This is a genomic window from Desulfomicrobium apsheronum (assembly GCF_900114115.1).
GTDB lineage: Bacteria > Desulfobacterota > Desulfovibrionia > Desulfovibrionales > Desulfomicrobiaceae > Desulfomicrobium > Desulfomicrobium apsheronum.
Window position 1 is genome coordinate 15,264 of sequence record NZ_FORX01000013.1, and the last position, 21,393, is coordinate 36,656.

Below are 21,393 nucleotides of genomic sequence, written 5' to 3' on the forward strand. Positions count from 1 at the left end.
TGTTTGTGAAAAAAAGAGAACGATTAGTCAATGCCTTTTTTTCGACGGAATTTCAACCAACTGCATTATTAATTGAAAAGGCGTCGACACCGGGGTCAAAACCCCGCGCGCCGACGCCGTGTCTCATTAAAGCGTTTCCGCGTAGATTTCCATGACGTGTTTGACCGCGACATTGTCCTTGTTCTGGGAGAGCATGTCGGAGATCTGCATCATGCACGCAGGACAACCAGTGGCCACAATCTGGGCTCCGGAAGCGACGATGTTGTCGCGCTTCTGGGTCCCGATATCCTTGGAGACCTTGTAGTGCTGCAGGTTGAAGCTGCCGCCGCAACCGCAGCAGCGGTCGGCGTCGGCCATTTCAACGAATTCCACGTTCGGGTTGGTCTTCAAAAGCTGCCGGGGCTGCTCGGAGACCTTCATGGACTTCTTCAGGTGACAGGGGTCATGGTAGGTGATCTTGGCCCCATGACCTTCGACGGGCATGGCCACCTTCAGCACATCTACCATGAACTGGTTCACGTCCATGACCTTGGCGGACATGGCCGCGATGCGATCCTGCATGCTCTGGGTCTTGTCCCCGGACATGAGCGGCCACAGCTCGTGCATGGTCGCCGTGCAGGTGGCGCAGGCAGTGAGCAGGTAATCGAAGTTCTCCTTCTCAAAGACCTCAAGGTTGCGCTTGACCAGCTTGTCGAAGGACTCCTTGTCCCCGGAAGCCAGGGCCGGAATGCCACAGCAGGCCTGACCGGAAGGCATGTAGATGCCGACCTCGTGGTGTGTCAGGGCCTTGAGCACGGCCTGACCGACCCGGGGGTAGATCTTGTCGATGACGCAACCGGGGAAGAAGGCCACGCGGTACCCGCTCTTTCCGGGGCGGGTATTGCGGGTCGGCTCCAGCTTGCGCAGGGGCTTCGGGGCCAGGGGCATGAAATGCCGCTCGCCGATGACCGGAGCGTTGACGATGCGCGAACAGGAAGACCCGATGACATCATTGGCCGTCTTGGTGAACACGCCCTGGAACTTGGAGGCCACGTCCAGCACGGAGTTGAAGAGCGCCGGCTTGGTCAGAAGACCCTGGAAGATAACCTTCTTGACGGTGGGCAAACCCATGTACGTGTTCACGATGACGCGGGCTTTCAGGAAAATGTCCAGCACCTTCACGCCGCTGGGACAGTTGGCCGCGCATGAGCCGCACAGCAGGCACATGTTCAGCTTGTCCTGCACTCCCTCGGGATCCTTGATCATTTCATGCGACAGGTTTTCCAGGAGCGCGATCTTGCCCCGGGCCACGTCGCCCTCATTCATGGTTTCGGCAAACACCGGACAAACCGCCTGGCACAAGCCGCACTTCATGCACGCGACCATCTGGTCGTCGAGTTCATGCAGCATTTTGGCCAGTTGATGAACGTCTGCAGTCATGACTAGCCTCCGATGATTTTGCCGGGATTGAGCAGGTAATTGGGATCCACTGCTTTCTTGAGCCTGCGCGAGTAAATGATGGTCGCCTTGGAAGTTTCCTTCTCCAGCCACTTGGACTTGGCCGTACCGATGCCGTGCTCGCCGGACAGGGTGCCACCAAGGGACAGGGCCACGTCGAAGATCTCGTCAACGGCCTGCTCCACGCGATGGAATTCTTCCTTGTCGCGCCTGTCGGTCAGGATGGTCGGATGCAGATTGCCGTCACCGGCATGGCCGAAGGTGCCGATCTGCAGCTTGTACTTGGCGCCGATGTTGTTGATGGCCGTGATCATGGCCGGAATCTGGCTGCGCGGCACGGTGGCGTCTTCGAGCACGGTGGTCGGACGGGCGCGCGCCAGGGCAGGCAACGCGTTGCGGCGGGCTTCCCAGAGCTTGTTCTTCTCGGCGGCGTCCTTGGCCATCTGAACGCGTTTGGCGCCGTGCTTCTTGCAGATATCAAGAACCTTTTGAGCGTCGTCCTCGACCAGGGCGATGTGGCCGCCGTCGACCTCGATCAGCAGAATGGCGGCGGCGTCACGCGGCAGGCCGGCCTTGGTGAAATCCTCGACGTAGTTGATGGTCGCGTTGTCGAGCAGTTCCAGGGTGCAGGGGACGATCTTGTTGGCGATGATGGCAGCGACGGTCTCGGAAGCCTTGGCGATGTCGTCGAATTCGGCGAGCATGGCCTTGGAGGCGACTGGCGGCGGAACGAGCTTCAGGATGATCTCGTCGAAAACGCCAAGGGTCCCTTCGGAACCGACCATGAGCTGGGCGATATTGAGGCCTGTTACGCATTTGACGGTCTTGCCGCCGGACTTGATGTATTCGCCCTCGGCGTTCCAGAAATTGACGCCCATGACGTAGTCTTTGGTCACGCCGTACTTGAGGCCGCGCAGGCCGCCTGCGTTCTCGGCGACGTTGCCGCCCAGGGTGGACACGGCCTGTGAGCCCGGATCGGGCGGATAGAAAAGGCCACGCTTGGCCACTTCGGCCGCGAACTTGGCGGTAACTGCGCCGGGCTGGACCACGGCGTAGAGGTCCTGTTCGTTGATTTCCAAAATTTTGTTGAGACCGTTGGTCAGGATGACGACGCCATGTTCCTTGGTGGGGATGGTGCCGCCGCTCAGATTGGTACCGGCGCCGCGAACGGTCATGGGCAGCTTGTTCTCGTTGCACAGGGCCACGGTTCTGCCCAGCTGCTCGCTGTTTGTCGGACGCAGGACCAGCTCGGGGATGACCGCGTCAAGCACTGCGGCATCATAGGAATAGGAGTGCCGGTCGGACTCGCTATCGAGGACATTATCTTTGCCCAGCAGGGTCTTGAACTCAGTGAGCAGACTCGTCGATATCATTATTCTCTCCTTGCGTGAGATTCTTATGGATTCTCATTAAATGCGGTCCCGAAAGCCTTGCGCGAACCTTCGGGACCGCCAGGTAACTTAGAACAGATGCGGCAGGAAGACGAAGCTCATCAAACTGGCAACGATGCCTACGACAATGCCGTAGATCAGGAAGGGCCAGAAGGTGCGCTTCAGGATCATGCCTTCGCGGCCGATGAGGCCGGTCACGGCGCAGACAGCCACGATGTTGTGGATGCAGACCATGTTGCCCATGCCGCCACCGACGACCTGAGCGGCGACGATGATCTGACGGGGCAGTTCAAGCTGCTGAGCGACGCCCCACTGGAATTCAGCGAACAGAAGGTCGGAGACCGTGTTCGATCCGGTGATGAACGCTCCCAGACCGCCTACAAAAGAAGCCAGCATCGGCCAGGCGTTGCCAGCCATGGCGGCAACAGTCTTGGCCATGGCCAGGGGCATGGAGGGATAGCTGTTGGGGTTCAGGGCGATATCGGCCACACCGGAACCGCGGAAGATGGAAACCAGGGCCACTGCGGCGAAGAGCGCGATGGTCGGGGCCTTCATCTTGAAAAAGGACTCAGTCCAGGCCTGCTTGACGGCGGAACCCTTCATGCCGTGGATCAGGATGGTCAGCAATGCGACCAGCATGAAAGGAATGGTGCCGGGCAGGTACAGGTACTGGATGGATGCGGAAACACCCTCGTAACCAAGGATGTGGTTGAAGGGAATCTTCTGGGCGGCCAGGATGCCCTTGAGGCCCAGTTCGGGGATACGGGTCACGACCAGGATGGCGCCGATCAGGATGTAGGGCAGCCATGCCTTGAACTGACTCATGTGGGGCTTGAATTCAGTGTTGGTGCTGGTGGCGATGGTGCCGGTCCATTCAGCGTCCCATGTGGACTGAGGACCGAAATCCCAGCTTTCCTTGGGCACGCAGAATCCAGCCTTGGCGCCGGCGACGATGATGCCGAGACCGACAAGACCACCGATCAGGGACGGGAATTCAGGGCCGACCAGCCATGCAAAGATCAGGTAAGGTACAAGGAAGGCCACGGACGCGAAAACACAGAACTGCCAGGCAGCAAAGCCTTCGCTCCAGGACTTGTTCTTGCCGAAGAAGCGGGTCAAAAAGCCGAGCATGAAGATGGGCAGAATGAAAATCATAGGGCCATGCATGACGGTCGCCCACTGGCCGATGACCTTACAGAAGGTGCCGAAATCGGCAAAATTCAGACCGACCACACCGGAAGTGACAGTCATTTCGACCAACTGCTTGAGCGGAGTCAGGCCGAGTAAAACAGGCGTTCCGACCGCGCCGAAAGATACGGGGAAGGAGTTGAAGACCAGACAGATGACTGCGGCGGCCAGGGGCGGGAAGCCCAGGGACAGGAGCAGCGGAGCGGCCAACGCGGCGGGCGTGCCGAATCCGGCCGCACCTTCGATGAAGGCCGCGAACATGAAGCCGATGATGATGGCCTGGATACGTTTGTCACGGCTGATGCCCTGCATGCCGTACTGAATGGTTTCCATGCCGCCTGAATATTGCAGTGTGTACAGAATGATGATCGCGCCAAAGACGATGATCAAAACGCCGATGGCGACCACGATACCCTGAAGCGACAGAGCCGCGACATAGCCTACCGGCAGATTCCAGGCGAGAATTGCGCCAAGGGCACACACAAGCCACGCAAGGGGCATGGCTTTGGTAGACGGCCAGCGCATGCCGACCATCAAGACAAGAGCCACCAAAATGGGCAACAGAGCCACCATTGCCAAAGCAGTAATTGACATATCTCCCTCCAATAAAACTGATGAATGGACCGCCGGTCCGAAAGGGACCCCACCCTCTCGGACCGGCAGCTTGCCTTTACCTATTTGCCGGCGCGGCCGTCATCGCAGGGCTCGGCAGGCTTGTTGGCCCCCGCATGCTCCGCCGTCGCCGTCAATGTACAACCCTCGCCCGCCGCAGGCGCGGCGACGGGAGCGGAAGCCGCCTGGCCCGTCGTGGGCACCTGCTTGGCAAGGTACTCGTACATTTCAAAACGCTGCAGATAATCCTGCTCGATCTGGGTCCGCAGTCTCTTGGAGTCTTCGGGCGCAATCTTTTCGAGCAAGGCGTATCTGTTTTCGCCAGCCAGGAATTCCTGGATGCTTCCGTCCGGAGCCTTGGAATCCAGGATGAACGGATTCTTGCCTTCATCCGCGAGCAGGGGGTTGTAGCGATACAGCGGCCAGTAGCCGGACTGTACTGCAAGCTTCGATTCGAGCTGGGTCTTGCCCATGCCCTTGCGAAGTCCCTGGTTGATGCACGGAGCGTAGGCAATGATCAGGGACGGTCCGGGATAGGCTTCCGCCTCACGCAGGGCCTTCAGAAGCTGCTGCTTGTCGTAGCCCATGGAAACCGTGGCTACATAGACATAGCCGTAGCTCATGACCATGCGTCCGAGATCCTTCTTCCCTGTCCGCTTTCCTGCGGCAGCGAATTTGGCGATGGAACCAAGCGGCGTTGCCTTGGAGGACTGTCCGCCAGTGTTGGAGTACACTTCCGTGTCCATCACCAAAACGTTGATGTCTTCGCCAGAGGCCAGAACATGGTCCAGCCCGCCATAGCCGATATCGTAGGCCCATCCGTCACCGCCGAAGATCCAGAAGGAGTTCTTGGCGAACAGCTCTTCGCGCTCATAGATGGCGTCAAGCAGTTCGTCGCGGTTCATGAAGGCCAGGATGTCACGAATGTTGTCGCCGTATTCCTTGCATTTTTCGGCGTTGGCGCGATTTTCGAGCCAACCCTTGAAGGCTTCGGCCAGATCTTCAGGCAGCTCGCCTTCCAGGGCCTTGACGACCAGGTCGGCCAGCTTGGCCTGACGCTGGGCATAAGCCATCTGGATACCGTAGCCGAATTCGGCCGCATCCTCGAACAGGGAGTTACCCCAGGCAGGACCATGACCGTCGGCGTTGACCGTGTACGGAGTGGTCGGAGCGGAAGCGCCCCAGATGGAGGAGCAGCCCGTGGCGTTGGCGATGATCATGCGCTCACCGAAGAGCTGGGTCATGACCTTGACGTACGGGGTCTCGCCGCAACCGGCGCAGGCGCCGGAGAATTCCATCAGCGGCTTCTGGAACTGACTGCCCTTGACGGTGTCGCGGCGGGTCAGGTTATCCTTGAAAGGAACGGTGACCGAGAAGTCGTAGTTGGGCACTTCGCGTCCGGTCTGAGTCTCCAGGGGCTTCATGACCAGGGCGGTGGTCTTGGCCGGACAGATGTCGGCGCAGTTACCGCAACCCATGCAGTCCAGGGCGTTGACCTGCATGCGGAACTTCATGCCCTTGAATTCCTTGCCCATGGCGTCGAGGGTCTCGAAGGTCTCGGGAGCGTCGGCCATCTCTTCTTCGGTCAGCAGCACGGGGATGATGGCCGCGTGCGGGCAGACAAAGGAGCACTGGTTGCACTGGATGCAGTTGGCCGCGATCCACTCGGGCACGTTGATGGCCACGCCGCGCTTTTCGAACTGGGAGGTAGCCACGGGGAAGAGTCCGTCGGGCTCGAAGGCGGAGACAGGCAGGCTGTCGCCCTTCTGGGCCAGGATGGGACGCATGACGTTCTTGACGAAATCAGGAACATCCTGCTCGGTGGCGCAGTCGCAAGCCGCGTCGGCCCAGGCGGCCGGTACCTTGATCTCGATCAGATTGGCGGAAGCCTGATCCACGGCGGCGACGTTCATATTGACGATCTTGTCGCCCTTCTTGCCATAGGCCTTCTTGATGGCCTTCTTCAAGAGAGCAACGGCCTCTTCGAAGGGCATGACGCTGGCCAGTTTGAAGAAGGCGGTCTGCATGACCATGTTGATGCGGTTGCCAAGACCCACTTCCGCAGCGATCTTGACCGCGTCGATGTTGTAGAACTTGAGATTCTTCTTGGCGATGGTGCGGCGCATGGATGCGGGCAGTTCCTTCTCCATGTCCTCAGCGGTCCAATTGGAATTGAGCACGAAGGTGCCGCCGTCCTTGATGCCTTCGAGCACATCATAGGTGTGGACATAGCTGGCCTTGTGACAGGCGATGTAGTCGGCGGCGTTGACCAGATAGGTGGACTGGATGGGCTCCTTGCCGAAACGCAGGTGGGAAACGGTGATGCCGCCGGACTTCTTGGAGTCGTAGGCAAAGTAACCCTGTGCGTACATGTCGGTGTTGTCGCCGATGATCTTGATGGCTTCCTTGTTGGCGCCGACGGTTCCGTCGGATCCCAGGCCCCAGAACTTGCACTGCACGGTGCCGGCCGGAGTGGTGTCGGCGAAGACCGGCACGTCGAGGGAAGTATGGGTGACGTCGTCCTCGATGCCCACATTGAAGTGATGCTTGGGCTGGGCGAACATCATGTTGTCATACACGGCCTTGACCATGGCCGGGGTGAACTCCTTGGAGCCCAGGCCATAACGGCCGGCGACGATCTCGGGCATTTCACCGCGTTCCATGTAGGCGGTGCAGATATCCTTATAAAGCGGATCGCCCTTGGCGCCGGGCTCCTTGGTGCGGTCGAGCACGGTGATGACGGAAGCCGTGGCGGGCAGAACCTGCAGGAAGTACTCAGGCAGGAACGGACGATACAGGCGGACCTTGACCAGGCCGACCTTCTCGCCCTTGGCCAGGAGGTGACGCACCACTTCCTCGATGGTTTCACAGGAAGAACCCATGGCCACGATGACACGCTCGGCCTGAGGATGACCGACATAGTCGAAAGGCTTGTAGGACCGGCCGGTGATGGACGTGACCTTCTTCATCTGCTCGACCACGATGGAAGAGAGCTGATCGTAGTAGACATTGGAAGCTTCGCGGCCCTGATAATAAATATCGGGATTCTGGGCGGTGCCGCGAATGGACGGATTGGCCGGGCTCATGGCGCGTTCACGGAATTCGGCGATGGCCTCGTGATTGACGACCTTCTTGATGTCTTCGTAGTCGATGACTTCGATCTTCTGAATTTCATGGGAAGAGCGGAAGCCGTCAAAGAAGTGCAGGAAGGGGATGCTCGATTCAATGGAGGACAGATGCGCGACCAGGGCCAAATCCATGCATTCCTGCACGGAGCTGGAAGCCAGCATGGCGAAACCGGTCTGGCGACAGGCCATGACGTCCTGATGATCGCCGAAGATGGACAGAGCATGCGCGGCAACGGCGCGTGCGCTGACATGGAAGACGCCGGGAAGCAATTCACCGGAAATCTTGTACATGTTCGGGATCATGAGCAAAAGGCCCTGGGAACAGGTAAAGGTGGAGGTCAGCGCCCCACCGGCCAAGGAACCGTGCACAGCACCGGCAGCGCCAGCTTCGGACTGCATCTGGCGGACCATGACCTTCTGATCGAAAATATTCAATCGCCCTTGCGCGGCCCACTCATCAGCGATCTCGCCCATGGTGGAGGAAGGGGTAATCGGATAAATTGCCGCCGTATCGCTCATCGCATAGGCGATATGAGTGACTGCGGTATTTCCATCCATGGTTTTCATATTTTTTGCCATGTATCTTCTCCTAAAAGCCAAGTTGTTGTTTTCAAGCAATATCGCAACTTTTCTCGTGCTTCAGATCGCTTTAAACAAGTTTTGTGCCACATAACCAAAAACACCTAAACAACTGAAATAAAAAAAACTTATGAGACAGTGATCGTATTTGTCATAGCCCCCCTTCCGGTTTGTCTGAAAAAAAAGACAATATGTATTTTTCCTTGGAAATAGCACGTTAGTTCGGGAATGCAAACATACAACTTCAATCCGGTTAACGCGCTTAATTGGCTGGTTAATGGTCAAAAACGCACTTTTGGACAGGCGTCCGTTTTTTCGGACAAAAGTTTCGACAACTTCCTCAAATAATCTCCGACAAAGGAAGATTGACGCTCAACCCCGAAAATCCCCATGCCCGCCGGGCCCTGTCAGACGCGCAGCATTAATGATCAGAGCCAAGCCGCCGTCCGATTTTCCGGACACGAATTGATCCCGAAAGTGTAATACAATTTGGTTGACTAAACAACCATTTTTCTTCAGTCTCGCTTCAGATTCGCCCTGCGGGACCTTGAACGACCAATCCCATGGACCAGCGAATGTTTCAAATTTGCAATAATCGTATCATCCTGACGCGCCCGGTGTTTCAAATTTGCACAAAAATTCTTATGAAATATTGCATCCCGGGAGCGAAATCAAAAATAACATCCGCGACAATATCCTGAAAAAACAGCTTTATTTGGATGTCACGGAAGAATGATACGCGATACCGTAAAGTCGTTGGCAGCAATTTTGCACAAAAAATGAAACAGGCGGCTTGCCATGAAGGCAAAAGCTGCTTTATATATGGTTATCTGGAGGTTTAACATGAAAGGAAAAAGCATAACAAAAAATGGCGTGATTCGAGGATTGTCGCGAAACGAAACAATGCAGCTGTCACAACTGCTGACCTCGATGCAAAAACAGCGCATCAACGACGGCGACAGCGTCTTGGTCAAGACTGAATATATCGTTGATTCCTGGAAAGAATACTGGCTCGGCAAAGAGCAGGACGAAGAACAGGATTATTAGGCTTCGATATCGTGCTTTTTGAGCATGGCATAAAGGTGCGACCGTGAAAGCCCCGAGACTGCCAGCATCTTCTGAATATCCTTGCCGTGGCTGCCCACGAGCCTGAGCAGATATTCCCTCTCTTTGGACGTTTTGAAGTCCTTCAATGTGGGCAGGGCCTCCTCCACTTCCTCTAGCGCTTCCTCCGGCCCCGCTTCCCCATCCGCTCTTACCTTGCCCAATATGGTCTTGGCGACCCGAATGCGCACCGCCTGAGGCAGGTGCTGGGCATAGACCGTTTTCTCGGCTCCCGACAGCACAAAGGCCTGTTCAATGGTATTGAAAAGCTCGCGCACGTTGCCGGGCCAATCGTAACGCTTGAGCATCTCGACCAGTTCCGGATCCATCTCCTTGATCGGAATGTTGCGTTGCCGGCACAATTTGTCGATATGGTGACGGGCCAGAATGATCACGTCCTCCTCGCGATCACGCAGGGCGGGCAGATGCAACTGGATGGTATTGATGCGATAGAAGAGGTCCTGTCTGAACTCACCGGCCTTGACCATGGCCGCAAGGTCCCGGTTGGTGGCCGAGATGAGCCTGAAATCACTCTCCAGTTCCTGATTCGACCCCACCGGCCTGAAGCTGTGCTCCTGCAGGACGCGCAGGAAGGTCTTCTGTGCCGAGAGCGGCAACTCCCCTATTTCATCCAGAAAAAGCGTGCCCTGATCGGCAAGCTTGACCAGTCCTATCCTGTCCCGTGCGGCGCCGGTGAAGGAGCCCTTGGTATGGCCGAAGAGAATGCTCTCAAGCAGGGACTCGGTCAGGGAAGCGCAATCCACGACCACAAAAGCGCGCTCCGAGCGCAGGCTGTTGCGGTGGATGGTGCGGGCCAGCAACTCCTTGCCGGTTCCCGTCTCGCCGGTGACCAGCACTGTGGAATCCGATCCACTGGCCTGCGCGATGCGCTCGTAGCACTGGCGCATGACGCTGCTCTCCCCCACCACGTCTTTCAGATCCAGGGCCAGGGACTGGCCCATGGCACTTTTCTCCTGACGGTAGGCAAGGGCGCGGTTCAAGGTTTCCTTGATCTGCTTGATGGGCGAAGGCTTGACCAGATAGTCCCAAACCCCGCCCTGGATGGCCAGTTCGGCACCGTCTGGATCTCCCTGACCGGTCAACACGATGACGTCGGGAGGAGCCTCGTGGTTGCGAATCTGCCCCAGGGCCTCAAGCCCGTTGCCGTCAGGAAGGCGCACGTCAAGAAAGACCAGATCGAACTCCATGCCGGCCAGCCGCGCCAGCCCGTCTTTAAGCGTATGGGCGGCATGACATTCGTGACCAAGGCGAAAAATGAGGCTCTCAAGCGTCTCGCAAACCTGCGGGTCATCGTCGATAATGAGTATCCTGGCCATCATACATCCTTGTCCAGGACATCGCGGATGGCTCGTCCGACCATGTCCCTGTTGTACGGTTTACCGAGAAAAAACTTGATGTTGTCGGCCTGGCCCAGGAATTCCTCTGCCTGTTTTCTCCCCGACACCATGATCACCGGCAAGTCGGGACGCCGCTCCTGCAGAATCCCTGCAACATCGAAGCCGTTCATGCCGGGCATGTCGTAGTCGGTAATGACCAGATCAAAGGGCAACTCTTCGTCGCAAATGGCGAAAATGGCTTCGGCTGGATTCTGAAAGGAATGCACTTCATAGCCGAGCTGCTCAAGAACACGAGGGATGAGCATCAACTGATCCTCGTCGTCCTCGATGAATGCCAGCCGCTCGTTGCCCATGACCAGGGCACCCGCGCACTCGCCGGGCAGGAGGCACAGGTCGTTCATGGTCGGCAGGAGGATGTCGAAGCGGGTGAATCCGGGGGTGCTTGAAAGCCTGATTTCCCCGCCGTGGTTGCGCACTATGCCGTGCACCACGGCCAGTCCGAGGCCCGTGCCCTCGCCCTTGCCCTTGGTGGTGAAAAAGGGATCGTAGATCTTGTCCTGGATGTTCTCGTCGATGCCCGGACCGTCGTCTTCGATGCACAGCCTGCTGTAGATGCCCGGGGCAAGGTTGCCGAGCTGCGTGTCGTCGCGGTCCAGCGTCATCCGGCTCAGGTGGATGGAAATATTGCCGCCGCCCTCGCCCAGCGCCTGAAACGCGTTGGTGGCGAGGTTCATGACGATCTGATGAACCTGGGTCGGATCGGCAAGGCAAAGCGGCAAGTCATCGTCAATTTCGGACAGGACCGTGATGTTGCGCGGCATGGAGACGCGAATCAGCGCCACGGCCTCGCTGACAACCTCGCGCAGGTCCGTGGGCAGAAATCCTTCCTGGGTCGGACGGCTGAAGGTCAGGATCTGCTTGATCAGACCGCTGCCGCGAACGGCGGCCTTGAGGGAGCGCTCCAGATCCTTCCAGTTCAGGCTGTCTTCGGGGATATCCTCCATGGCGAGCTCGGTGGAATTCATGATGGATGTCAATATATTATTGAAATCATGAGCGATTCCACCAGCCAAGGTGCCAATTGCCTCCATCTTCTGGGATTGCAGCAGCTGCTTTTCCAGATTCATGGTCTGGGTGATGTCCTCGGCCGTGCTGAGGATGCCCACCACCTCCCCGCGTGGCCCGTGCAGGGGCACCTTGTTGACCAGCAGCCACATGTTCTCGCCGTCCCGGTTGCGGGTCTCCAGGCGCAGCCTGAAGCGTGGCCCGTCGGTCTCGACCACTTCCTCGTCGAGCCTGGAAATCTGTTCAACTTCATGGGGATAGCTCACAACCTCGGCGTACTTTCTGCCATAGATGGCCGAGAGCTCGGTCTGGCCGACATGGGCCAGAAAATTTCGATTCGCGCCGATGATCCTGAGTTCCCGATCCTTCCAGTGCACAAGCTGGGGAATGGTATCAAGGACCAGCTGCAACATGGCCTCGGAAGCGGCCAGGGCCAGCTCTGCGGCCTTGCGGTCCGTGATGTCCTCGACGAAACCCTCGAAATGACAGAAATCATCGTTGCATCCGCGCACGGCACGGGCGTTCAGATTGGCGGTGATGATATCCCCCGCGCGGGTGCGGAAAAGGACCTCGAACTCCACGCTGCCCCTGTTCTGCTGGTACAGGTCGACGACCCTCTTCCGGTCGCTCTGCTGAAAATACAGGGAGGATATATTCGGATTGTCCGCGATCAGATCCTCGGGGCTTGGGTACCCGAGCATCCTGGCCAGGGCGGGGTTCGCGACCATCCAGGAGCCGTCGGGGGTGGTCTGAAAAATGCCCAGGGCGGAGTTTTCGAAGATGGTGCGGTATTTCTCCTCGGCCGCGCGCAGGTCGTCCTCGGCCTTCTTGCGATCCGAAATGTCGTAGATGACGCCCACTATCCCGGCGTTCTCGCCCTGGGCGTCGGCGTAGGTGGCCTTGTGCAGCACCGCCGAGCGCAAGGAGCCGTCACCGTGCCGGACCTGGGCCTCGTAGGAATCCATGCGCAGGTCGAGCAGGGGTGCGAAACGCGTCTCGGCCAGGGCCAGTTCCTGGGACTCGAAACCCTTGTCGTGCTCCCAACTCACCCCGAACCAGTGCTCGAACGCCCGATTGATGCCGGCGATGGCCCCGCCCCGATCGGTGAAATAGATGGGGATGGGCAAGGTATCCATGAGGGTGCGCAAAAACGAGAGCTGGTTCTTGATCCGCACCTCGATCTGCTTGCGTTCCCAGATGTTGATCACCAGCAGGATCAGCACCAGCGACAGGATGACAAGGCTGATGATGATGGTCCAGAACTGGTGCCTGTTGATGGAATAGAACGGCGAAGGCTGGTTGATGAGGATGCTCCCCGCGGGCAGGAGCTTCTGATTGATCCCAAGCCGCATGAGCACGCGGTAGTCGAACTTGGGCGGATCGTCGGGGCTGACGGATATCTCGATGTCGGCCGGGGATTCGCCGTCCAGAATGCGCAGCCCCATCTCGGCCACGGCCTGGCCGTGACTGTAGCCGCTGATCATCTTTCCGCCCACCATGCCGTGGCCAAGCAGAAACTCCCATGCGCTGTAGAGCGGCACGCTCGTCTCCCGCCAGACGATTTCAAGCAGATCCTGGGCCGAATACACGGCCTCGCCCACATCCTTGTAAAAAGGGATGAAGAAGAAAATGCTGTCCGGCGAGGCGAAACGCACCTTTGATATCAGTTCGTCGAGGGTGAACTCGTCCAGAAACTCAACTTCAATTTCAGAGGGCAGGCCGGGAACCTGCGCCCGGACCTGATTGGCGATGGCCACCCCGGTCATGCTCTGATCGCCGATGACCACCAGGCGTTTCTTGCCCGGATGAAATTTGAGAGCCAGCTCGATGTTCCACGGGACTTCGAATTCTTCCAGCACTCCGGTCATGCGTGAGCGCATGGGCACCTCTCCGGCCTCCACGTCATTGATCCCGCAAAAAACTATGGGCACTTCGGGAAACAGGTCCTCGCCGTGCTCTGAAATAAACTCATAGGCATTGTTGTCAGACGTGACTATGAGATCAAAATGTGTCGTCTTGAATTTGAATTTATAATAATTAAAGAGTATTTCATTTATCTTCTCTCCAGAATATCTTTTGGAATCCATATATTCTATCTGAAGATATATATTGAATGCGGACATTTCATCATAACCCAGGAAGCGATGGGCATCATGCTGACCAAGATCGAACAGCTGTCGCAAAAAGCCACCATATCCTATCACAGGTGCAGATGGCCCAAGTCCCAGCTTCTCGACGAACAGGCCCAGCAGGATGTCGAAATTCAGGTCGCCGCGGAACTCGTGGAAACAATCAACAAAAGTTCGCGTAAATAGCACTTCGCGATTCCATCGAAAAAAGCCGCACTTCGCGGCTTTTTTTTGGACTTGCCTCCGACTAAAGTCAAACCCCCCACGCCGCCGATCCCGGCGGTATTTTTTTGCCCCCGCATACATTTATCAGTGCATTTTTCTCTCCAAGAGTAAGGTACGTATCCGTAACGGTATTCTGAAGGATGTCTGCTTCATCCGCATATTCCCTTAGTCAACATACGTATTCATCCCGATAGACAAAATTGATTTATTACGGCCGTATTCGGCCCTTCCCAAATTCCAAAAATCCAAAATTAAGCACGAAAAACCCTTAGCATGTATAAGTAAAAAATACTGCACAATGTATATTAAAAGAGTGGGTAAAACTATTTATTAACTCTTACAAATGACAAGGGCAATGGTCGGATTTCATTAATTTGGGTGGTTGAAGCAAGAAGGAAATAGCACGGAACTCCCCGGATAGTTCAAGCCTTGGAGGCCAAAACCGGCAAAAGCTCCTGCCCGGTTCGTGCAACAAAGACCAAGAAAGCTGAATCAAATGCCACCGGTTCTGCCCAGACAAAAAAACAAAGAGAAACGCCCATGACAAAAAAAAGGATTCTGCTGGTCGAGGATGACAGCCTGCTGCGGATGGGTCTCAAATCCATGATCGACATGCACGGCGAATACACGATCGACGATGATGTCGCCACCGGGAAAGAGGCGCTGAGGTCATTTCAAATGAAAAAGCAGGATGTGATTCTGCTTGATTTGCGGCTCCCGGACATTCCGGGTACGGAGGTTCTGCAAAGAATCAGACAAATCGAGCCGAACGTGAAGATCATCGTACTCACGGCCAGCGACGACAACGATTTCATCTTCGACGCCCTGGAGCATGGGGCCAACGCCTATGTCCTTAAGGGATCGAATCCGGACGAACTGTTCCTGGCCGTGCAATATGCCCTGGACGATGACTTGTTCATAAGCCCCCACCTGGCCAAGGTCATCGTCAGGGACTACCTCCTTGTGAACAGGCAACGCAAGGCGCTGCCCCCCATGCAAAACCTCACCACCCGCGAAAAGGAAATCGTGAGACTCATCATAGACGGCTGGAAAAGCAAGGAGATCGCCGAATCACTCTTCATCAGCATCAAGACGGTGGACAAACACCGCTCCAACATCCTCGGCAAGCTCGGCATCAACAGCTGCAACGAGTTGCGCCACGGCAGCCTGTTCCTGCCGGACGACGAAATCGATACGGGCAGACAGTTGAAACGGACCGGATCCTCCAACAAACTTTAAGAAGCCGAGTCCCAAAAAACCAATCGCACAGCAAAAAGTCGAGGGACTTGCGAACACAAAGGAGTGCAGGATGATGGAAAGCAAATTGCGCTCTCCGCAAAAATCGGTTCTCGTGGTCGACGATGACGAAATCTGCCGCTGCGTCACCTCCGAAGTCCTGGAGAATCTCGGCTTAAAGGTTGACCTGGCCGAAAACGCCGATCAGGCGACAAGCCTTGCCAAGGCGAACAGCTACGACCTGATCCTGCTCGACTTTCACATGCCCGTCATGAATGGAATAGACCTCGCGCGACACCTGCAGGACAACGGCGCAGCCACGAAAGACAAGATCTTTCTGCTGACCGGCGAGGAACCGGAAATCATTTTGAAAAAAATGCATGCGGGAAGCTCGCTTCGTATTTTCCACAAGCCTCTGGAACGCACCGAAGTCATGGCTTTCTTCTCCCCCCAGGAAAGCGAAGACCCGATCGGAGCGGCCACGGATCATCCCCTGAAGATCAGAGGGTTTGACATGTCCCACGCCTTGTCGAATTTCCTGGGGAACGAATCCGCGTTTTTCAACATATTGCGCGAGTTCCCCGCTTACGGAGCAAAATTCATCTCCGAATATTCAACGCATCTGAAGAACAGGAACATAAAGGAATGCATGCGCCTTGCCCACAGCCTCAAGGGATCCTCGCTCATGATCGGCGCCACGGAGATGAACATGCTGGCAAAGGCTCTCGAATCGGCATGCCATGGCGCATCGGACATGCTACGTGCCGAGGAGATTTTTGAAAAAATGGAAGCAAAAATCCTTGAAGCCTCGGAAAGTATCAAAAAACATCTTCAAGACCACAACGCGTAACCATTCATAAAAAAGAGGGCCGGCCAAACAGCCGTTTGGTCAGCCCCACTCCATCAACACCTCGCTGACCCTCGGGTCCGCCTGCATTTTCATGCCCCGCCCAAGATAAGATCCAAAACAGCTAAACCGAGCGCCCCATTCGAAAAAGGCGCACTCCCGCAGGATGATCCTCAAGCCTGAGGCCCATGGCGGCCAATTTTTCGCGCAGCGCATCAGCCAGGACAAAATCCTTTGCCTTGCGGGCTTCCTCGCGACGGCCGACCAGATCCGTGGCCTCCAGCGGCCAGGATTTTTCAGCCAACGGCAGGCGCGAATGATCCAGAAAGCCGAGCACCCGGTCGCAGGCCAGAAGCTGTTCGGCCACCAGCTTGGCTTCGTTCGAGCTCATCTTTCCGGCGCGGGCGTTGACGGACTTGGCGAAGGCGAAAAGTGTCGGCCAGAAATGGGCCAGATCGAGGTTGTCGTCGAGCGCCGTGGCAAAAGCGGTTTTCAGATCGTAAATGGCCTGCTCAAGCTGTGGGGAAACACCCGTCCCGGAACCGCCGAGGGAAGCCGATACGTAGGCGTCCTGCAGCCGGTTCTGGTTCTTGACCCACATGACAAGACTTTCCGGCGAATAGGCCAGGGATTTGAGGTAGGAGGCGGATAAAAGCCACAGCCGCAGGGCAGGTCCGGTGCCCGCGACGGCGAGGGCCTCGGTAAGCGACGGCACCGTATCGCCCTGTTCGCGCGGGGTCACGGGCTGGGATACCATCCAGGCCATGGGCCGCACTCCGGCCCCGGCGCTCCAGATGGCGCAGAAATTGTCCATATGCGGAAAACGGTGCGACTCGGCGGCAAACATGACCGTGACGGTACCCAGCGCGTCCAGGGCCGTGGCGGCCAGCTGCAAAAACCAGCTCGGGCGGACCTTGCCCCATTCGGTTTCGATCACGTCCCCCAGCTTGAGATCCTGCAGGGTGGCCCGCTTGAGGAGCGTGAAGTCGGCGGGATTGTCTTTCACATAGTCGGCCAGATCCACAGTGTAGCCAAGATTCATGCCCGCCGTATCCACGCACGAAATCTGCCCGTAGGTCTTGTCCCGGGTCACGTCGAAATAGACGGACCTGAGCTTCTCGTAGGCCTGGCCCTTGGCCAGCAGCTTGCGAGCAAGGCCCAGGACGCGTTCTTGACTGGCTCCGGCCAGGGGAAAGAGCACGGTATCGGACACGCCCAAGGCTTTGGCTTGGGCGAGCATGAACTCCCGCGCTTTTTGCACGAAATCCTGCAAGCCGACCTTGGCCTCCCGGGCCGCCGCCAGAGCGCGATCGTCCATGTCCGCGAGGCCCACGGCCAGACGCACGGTCTGCCCACGCTCGATCAGGGCCTTGGCCAACACGTCCAGCCAGACAATACGCCGCCAGACATCCAGCTCACCCAGGTCGTCAAGGCTCGGCCCCGGCGTGAACAACGCGTGTCCGCCTGCCGGACTGCCCAGGCATTCGAGGCATCCGGTGGCCACGCTGCGCACCCCCAGGCCATGCCGCGCCAGCGGTGAAAAAAGCGTGGTCGAGAGATAGCGCTCTCCCGTATCCGGGCAGATGAAGACAATGAGCCCCTCTTTTCCGGCCTCGTCCAGCTCTCTGGCGATGCGCAAGGCTCCGGCCAGGGCTGCGCCCGCGCTCATTCCGGACAATATCCCCTCTTCCCGCGCCAGTTGCCGCGAACAGGCGAAGGCCTCCTCGTCCTCGACGTGAATGATCCGGTCCAGGGCGCGCTTGTCGTAAATTCCGGGAGGATAGGATTCCTGCATGTTCTTGAGGCCCTGGATCTTGTGCCCGGCGTAGGGTTCGACCGCGACAACCTCAACGCCGGGAGCGCTCTCTTTCATGCGCTTGGCGATGCCCATGGCCGTACCCGAGGTGCCAAGGCTGATGACCACATGAGTGGCCCGGCCTTCGGTCTGCTCGATGATTTCCCGGCCCGTGCCCATGTAATGAGCAGCTATGCTGGCCGGGTTGTTGAACTGGTCCATGAGCACATAGGTCTGCGGCTCTTCGCGCGCCAGCCGGTACGCTTCCTCGATGGCACCGTCGGTGCCGAGACGGCCGGGAGTCAGACGCAGCTCCGCTCCGAAGGCGCGCATGATGCGCTTTCGTTCCTCGGAAGCGGAATCGGGCATGAGCAGGGTCAACTTGTAGCCCTTGACCGCGCAGACCATGGCCAGCCCGACCCCGGTGTTCCCGCTGGTGGCCTCGATGACGATCTTGTCCGGGGTCAGTTCCCCCGACGCCTCGGCCGCCTCGATCATGGCCAGAGCCACGCGGTCCTTGATGGACCCGCCGACGTTCTGGGCTTCGAGCTTGGTCGCCAGGCGAATGCGCGGATGAGGAAAGACGCGGTTCAGATAAACTATGGGAGTGGCCCCGATAAGAGAGAGAATGGTCGGATGAATCATGGAAAAACCCTGCTGATGGATTGAACGCAAGGGCGCAAACCTAGGGTAAAACCCGTTTCCGGGCAAGGGGCGGAACATGCCCGGGCCGCTCTCCCCGTCTCACCGGTGACTGATTCGCGCGGCAGCGCCGACACTCCCCTTTTTAAAATAATCCCAATGATTTTAAACCATTGTCAATCTCCCCTCGACAATATTGCATTTTTGCGGCCTCGGCATGGTGGCACGACGGACCGGAATAATGGAAAAGATAGACCTGCTATGGCTACTCATCACTGAGTTACCTGCGCCAATTCCCCATGGACATCCTAAAAATCGACCGCTCCTTCATCAGCGGCACGGACACGCCCAAGGAAAACGCCGAGATCGTCCGCTCCATCGTGGACATGGCCCACAGCCTGGGCCTCAGAGTGACCGCCGAAGGCGTGGAGACGCAGGAACAGCTTGACCGACTGCAGTCCATCAACTGCGATCGAGCCCAAGGCTATATGTTCTCGAAACCCATGATTCCAGAAGACGCCGGGGAGATGATTCGCACGGCGATTTTGGAGGGGGGCTCGAACTGAAGTCGGGAAAGAAAGAGGGATTGAATCCTTTAATCGCTTCCACCAACTCTCAACAAACGCGCTCCTCCGGGGCGTCACACCCATGGTCACGGCCGACGGCTTACCGGTTCATCCTCCTACAGGGCAGGACAACTACCTACGTAGCTGCAACCCCTTGAAATTATATCTTGTGTCATCTTCGCTCTGTGCGCTACAGGCTTGAAAATTTTATCGCCAAGAGATCAGCGCATTGTGCCGCCCCATGACGTTTTGCTCCATATCGTTAAAAATTATTAACCAAGTAGGTTAATCATAATTGACGGAGGATGATTTTGGATATATTTTTCAAAAACAAAAAGCTTGCAAAGGAATTTAGCGAAGGGGCGCGACTTGAAAGACTACACGGAGTTCAACGAGCTCGAAAAATTCGTCTGCGAATGGGCGAGTTTCGAGCTGCGGCTTGTCTCATGGATTTCTGGCCGCCCAAAAGTGGCCCCGGTCGATGCCACGAACTGGCGCAGGGCAAACGTAACGGTCAGCTTTCCGTAGATTTGGATCATCCCTATCGTCTGATTTTTTCTCCTGCCCATGATCCGATACCCACGCACGACGATGGCGGTCTGGACTGGTCAAAGGTGACCGCCATCGTAATTTTGGGAGTGGAGGATACCCATGAATAACGTACAAAATAACAAATTTATACCGGACTATCTGGTTACGCCTGGAGAGGTGCTGGCAGATTACCTTGATGATTTGGGCATGACCCAGGCCGAGCTTGCGGATCGAACAGGCTTGACCAAAAAAACCATCAACGAAATCATCAAGGCCAAGGCGCCCATAACTCCTGAAACGGCCTTGAAATTCGAACGCACTCTGGGGCGCCCGGCCCACTTTTGGAGCAACCTGGAACGCCACTATCAAGACGACCTGACGCGACTTGCCGAGCAGCGACGCATGGCGTCGTATCTAGAGTGGCTCAAGCGGGTGCCGGTTTCCGCCATGGCAAAGCTGGGCTGGATTCCCAAGCTCAAGAATACGTTCGAGCAGCTCGACGCGGTGCTGTGCTATTACGGCGTGGCATCTCCAACGCAATGGCAAACAGTCTGGAGCGAATATCAGGTTGCCTATCGGCAGACTGCCAGATTCGAAGGATGCGCGGAGGCCGTATCCGCGTGGCTCCGGCAAGGGGAAATCCAGGCTCAACGCATCGAGTGCGCCCCTTTTGATCGCAAGCGTTTTCTGGAGGTTCTTGACCTCATTCGCGCCCTGACCACCGCCCCTCCCAATGTTTTCACGCCCCAACTAATTTCCCTTTGCGCTTCTGCCGGAGTGGCCGTGGTTTTCGTCCCGGAACTGCCGAAGACAGGCACTTGGGGGGCCACCAGGTGGCTCGGAGATCGCGCGGTAATCCAACTCAGCCTACGCTATAAAAGCGATGACCATCTCTGGTTCACCTTTTTCCACGAAGCCGGACATATCCTCAAGCATGGCCGCAAGACGGTGATTATAGAAGGCAATGGGCTCGATGACGAGAAAGAAAGGGAAGCTGACGCCTTTGCCAGGGACAGACTCATCCCACCGGCCGAGATGCGACGGCTCGTCAAGGCTGACGGTCTGTCGGCATCGGATATCAAAACCTTTGCCGCAGAAATCGGGATCGCTCCCGGCATTGTCCTTGGACGCCTGCAACACGACGGGATCATTCCCTATAAGACGCATCTTAACAGCCTGAAGATGTTTTATCGGTGGAAAAGCGCGGACGATGAGTGATGGATCAGGAAGTGGGGTTCAGGAAGAAATTGAAATCCAAGGCCAGACATTGGTTCTTGGATTATTTAGCCCTGACCATTCCAGACAAAATGGTGTTTATCGTTTAACTGACTCTAAAAATTCAAGATTCAAGGTTTGATCCCAGTTTCAATACCGAAAACGCCCTGCTGCACGTGGTGCGCAAAGTTCTGGCCAAGGAAGCCGTGTACGAAAAGGAAATGGTGACTCTGCGCGAACTGGGCTGGAAGGACAGCGACATCCGTGAAGCATACGCCCAAGGCAACGCCATCATCGGTATGTCGTACCTGATCAAGGCGGTTGCAAAGTAGACCAAAGCCCGGC

Annotated in this window: 15 protein-coding genes; 8 read left to right on the plus strand and 7 right to left on the minus strand. The window is 57.0% G+C overall.

The features are described 5' to 3' along the window. Positions 1 to 126: 126 nt before the first annotated feature. The 4 genes from BMZ40_RS12255 to nifJ all read right to left on the minus strand — a co-directional run bounded on the left by BMZ40_RS12255 (position 127) and on the right by nifJ (position 8,335). Complete coding sequence (locus tag BMZ40_RS12255) at positions 127 to 1,419, minus strand: (Fe-S)-binding protein (RefSeq protein ID WP_092376114.1); 1,293 nt, start codon at positions 1,417 to 1,419, stop codon at positions 127 to 129. 2 nt (positions 1,420 to 1,421) lie between these two features. After that, on the minus strand, positions 1,422 to 2,810 hold the full coding sequence (locus tag BMZ40_RS12260) for an FAD-binding oxidoreductase (protein WP_092376117.1): 1,389 nt from the start codon (positions 2,808 to 2,810) through the stop codon (positions 1,422 to 1,424). 87 nt (positions 2,811 to 2,897) lie between these two features. After that, positions 2,898 to 4,610, minus strand: coding sequence for an L-lactate permease (locus tag BMZ40_RS12265; protein ID WP_092376120.1), 1,713 nt, complete (start codon positions 4,608 to 4,610; stop codon positions 2,898 to 2,900). 80 nt (positions 4,611 to 4,690) lie between these two features. After that, a complete protein-coding gene (gene nifJ / locus BMZ40_RS12270; RefSeq protein ID WP_092376123.1) occupies positions 4,691 to 8,335 on the minus strand; it encodes a pyruvate:ferredoxin (flavodoxin) oxidoreductase in 3,645 nt (1,214 codons plus the stop codon). Positions 8,336 to 9,178: 843 nt separating this feature from the next. On the opposite strand from nifJ, the gene BMZ40_RS12275 reads away from it, so the two are divergent. After that, the gene (locus BMZ40_RS12275) at positions 9,179 to 9,382 is read left to right on the plus strand and encodes a hypothetical protein (protein ID WP_092376126.1); all 204 of its coding nucleotides are present in this window, start codon (positions 9,179 to 9,181) and stop codon (positions 9,380 to 9,382) included. Here BMZ40_RS12275 and BMZ40_RS12280 read toward each other — a convergent pair. Both BMZ40_RS12280 and BMZ40_RS12285 read right to left on the minus strand, forming a co-directional pair. Continuing rightward, positions 9,379 to 10,776, minus strand: coding sequence for a sigma-54-dependent transcriptional regulator (locus BMZ40_RS12280; protein ID WP_092376129.1), 1,398 nt, complete (start codon positions 10,774 to 10,776; stop codon positions 9,379 to 9,381). The two genes, BMZ40_RS12275 and BMZ40_RS12280, sit on opposite strands and share 4 nt — an antisense overlap. Continuing rightward, positions 10,776 to 13,793, minus strand: coding sequence for a hybrid sensor histidine kinase/response regulator (locus BMZ40_RS12285; protein WP_177193152.1), 3,018 nt, complete (start codon positions 13,791 to 13,793; stop codon positions 10,776 to 10,778). The genes BMZ40_RS12280 and BMZ40_RS12285 overlap by 1 nt, the downstream gene beginning before the upstream one ends. 213 nt (positions 13,794 to 14,006) lie before the next feature. Between BMZ40_RS12285 and BMZ40_RS19620 the strand changes: the two genes are divergently transcribed. The 3 genes from BMZ40_RS19620 (at position 14,007) to BMZ40_RS12295 (ending at position 16,302) form a co-directional block, all read left to right on the plus strand. Beyond that, entirely contained in the window at positions 14,007 to 14,177 is a 171-nt protein-coding gene (locus BMZ40_RS19620) for a hypothetical protein (RefSeq protein WP_177193153.1), read from the plus strand. A 579-nt stretch (positions 14,178 to 14,756) separates the two neighbouring features. Then, positions 14,757 to 15,455, plus strand: coding sequence for a response regulator (locus tag BMZ40_RS12290; RefSeq protein WP_092376357.1), 699 nt, complete (start codon positions 14,757 to 14,759; stop codon positions 15,453 to 15,455). A gap of 70 nt (positions 15,456 to 15,525) precedes the next feature. Then, positions 15,526 to 16,302, plus strand: coding sequence for a response regulator (locus tag BMZ40_RS12295; protein ID WP_092376135.1), 777 nt, complete (start codon positions 15,526 to 15,528; stop codon positions 16,300 to 16,302). A gap of 121 nt (positions 16,303 to 16,423) precedes the next feature. Here BMZ40_RS12295 and BMZ40_RS12300 read toward each other — a convergent pair whose 3' ends face one another. Beyond that, the gene (locus tag BMZ40_RS12300) at positions 16,424 to 18,739 is read right to left on the minus strand and encodes a cysteine synthase (protein ID WP_092376359.1); all 2,316 of its coding nucleotides are present in this window, start codon (positions 18,737 to 18,739) and stop codon (positions 16,424 to 16,426) included. A gap of 272 nt (positions 18,740 to 19,011) precedes the next feature. On the opposite strand from BMZ40_RS12300, the gene BMZ40_RS12305 reads away from it, so the two are divergent. The 4 genes from BMZ40_RS12305 (at position 19,012) to BMZ40_RS19625 (ending at position 21,380) form a co-directional block, all read left to right on the plus strand. Continuing rightward, positions 19,012 to 19,302 (plus strand): EAL domain-containing protein, encoded by a 291-nt coding sequence (locus BMZ40_RS12305; protein ID WP_342707896.1) that lies wholly within the window; start codon positions 19,012 to 19,014, stop codon positions 19,300 to 19,302. Positions 19,303 to 19,613: 311 nt separating this feature from the next. Beyond that, positions 19,614 to 19,961 (plus strand): type II toxin-antitoxin system RelE/ParE family toxin, encoded by a 348-nt coding sequence (locus BMZ40_RS12310; protein ID WP_092376362.1) that lies wholly within the window; start codon positions 19,614 to 19,616, stop codon positions 19,959 to 19,961. Further along, positions 19,954 to 21,051: a HigA family addiction module antitoxin gene (locus BMZ40_RS12315; protein ID WP_092376138.1), complete on the plus strand. Its 1,098-nt coding sequence runs from the start codon at positions 19,954 to 19,956 to the stop codon at positions 21,049 to 21,051. Before BMZ40_RS12310 ends, BMZ40_RS12315 begins: the two co-directional genes overlap by 8 nt. A 176-nt stretch (positions 21,052 to 21,227) precedes the next feature. Further along, complete coding sequence (locus BMZ40_RS19625) at positions 21,228 to 21,380, plus strand: hypothetical protein (RefSeq protein WP_177193154.1); 153 nt, start codon at positions 21,228 to 21,230, stop codon at positions 21,378 to 21,380. Positions 21,381 to 21,393: the final 13 nt, after the last annotated feature.

Coding starts and splice junctions, on each gene's coding strand:
- BMZ40_RS12255 (WP_092376114.1), bottom strand. CDS start 1,419: ATGACTGCAGACGTTCATCAACTGGCCAAAATGCTGCATGAACTCGAC.
- BMZ40_RS12260 (WP_092376117.1), bottom strand. CDS start 2,810: ATGATATCGACGAGTCTGCTCACTGAGTTCAAGACCCTGCTGGGCAAA.
- BMZ40_RS12265 (WP_092376120.1), bottom strand. CDS start 4,610: ATGTCAATTACTGCTTTGGCAATGGTGGCTCTGTTGCCCATTTTGGTG.
- nifJ (WP_092376123.1), bottom strand. CDS start 8,335: ATGGCAAAAAATATGAAAACCATGGATGGAAATACCGCAGTCACTCAT.
- BMZ40_RS12275 (WP_092376126.1), top strand. CDS start 9,179: ATGAAAGGAAAAAGCATAACAAAAAATGGCGTGATTCGAGGATTGTCG.
- BMZ40_RS12280 (WP_092376129.1), bottom strand. CDS start 10,776: ATGGCCAGGATACTCATTATCGACGATGACCCGCAGGTTTGCGAGACG.
- BMZ40_RS19620 (WP_177193153.1), top strand. CDS start 14,007: ATGGGCATCATGCTGACCAAGATCGAACAGCTGTCGCAAAAAGCCACC.
- BMZ40_RS12290 (WP_092376357.1), top strand. CDS start 14,757: ATGACAAAAAAAAGGATTCTGCTGGTCGAGGATGACAGCCTGCTGCGG.
- BMZ40_RS12295 (WP_092376135.1), top strand. CDS start 15,526: ATGATGGAAAGCAAATTGCGCTCTCCGCAAAAATCGGTTCTCGTGGTC.
- BMZ40_RS12300 (WP_092376359.1), bottom strand. CDS start 18,739: ATGATTCATCCGACCATTCTCTCTCTTATCGGGGCCACTCCCATAGTT.
- BMZ40_RS12315 (WP_092376138.1), top strand. CDS start 19,954: ATGAATAACGTACAAAATAACAAATTTATACCGGACTATCTGGTTACG.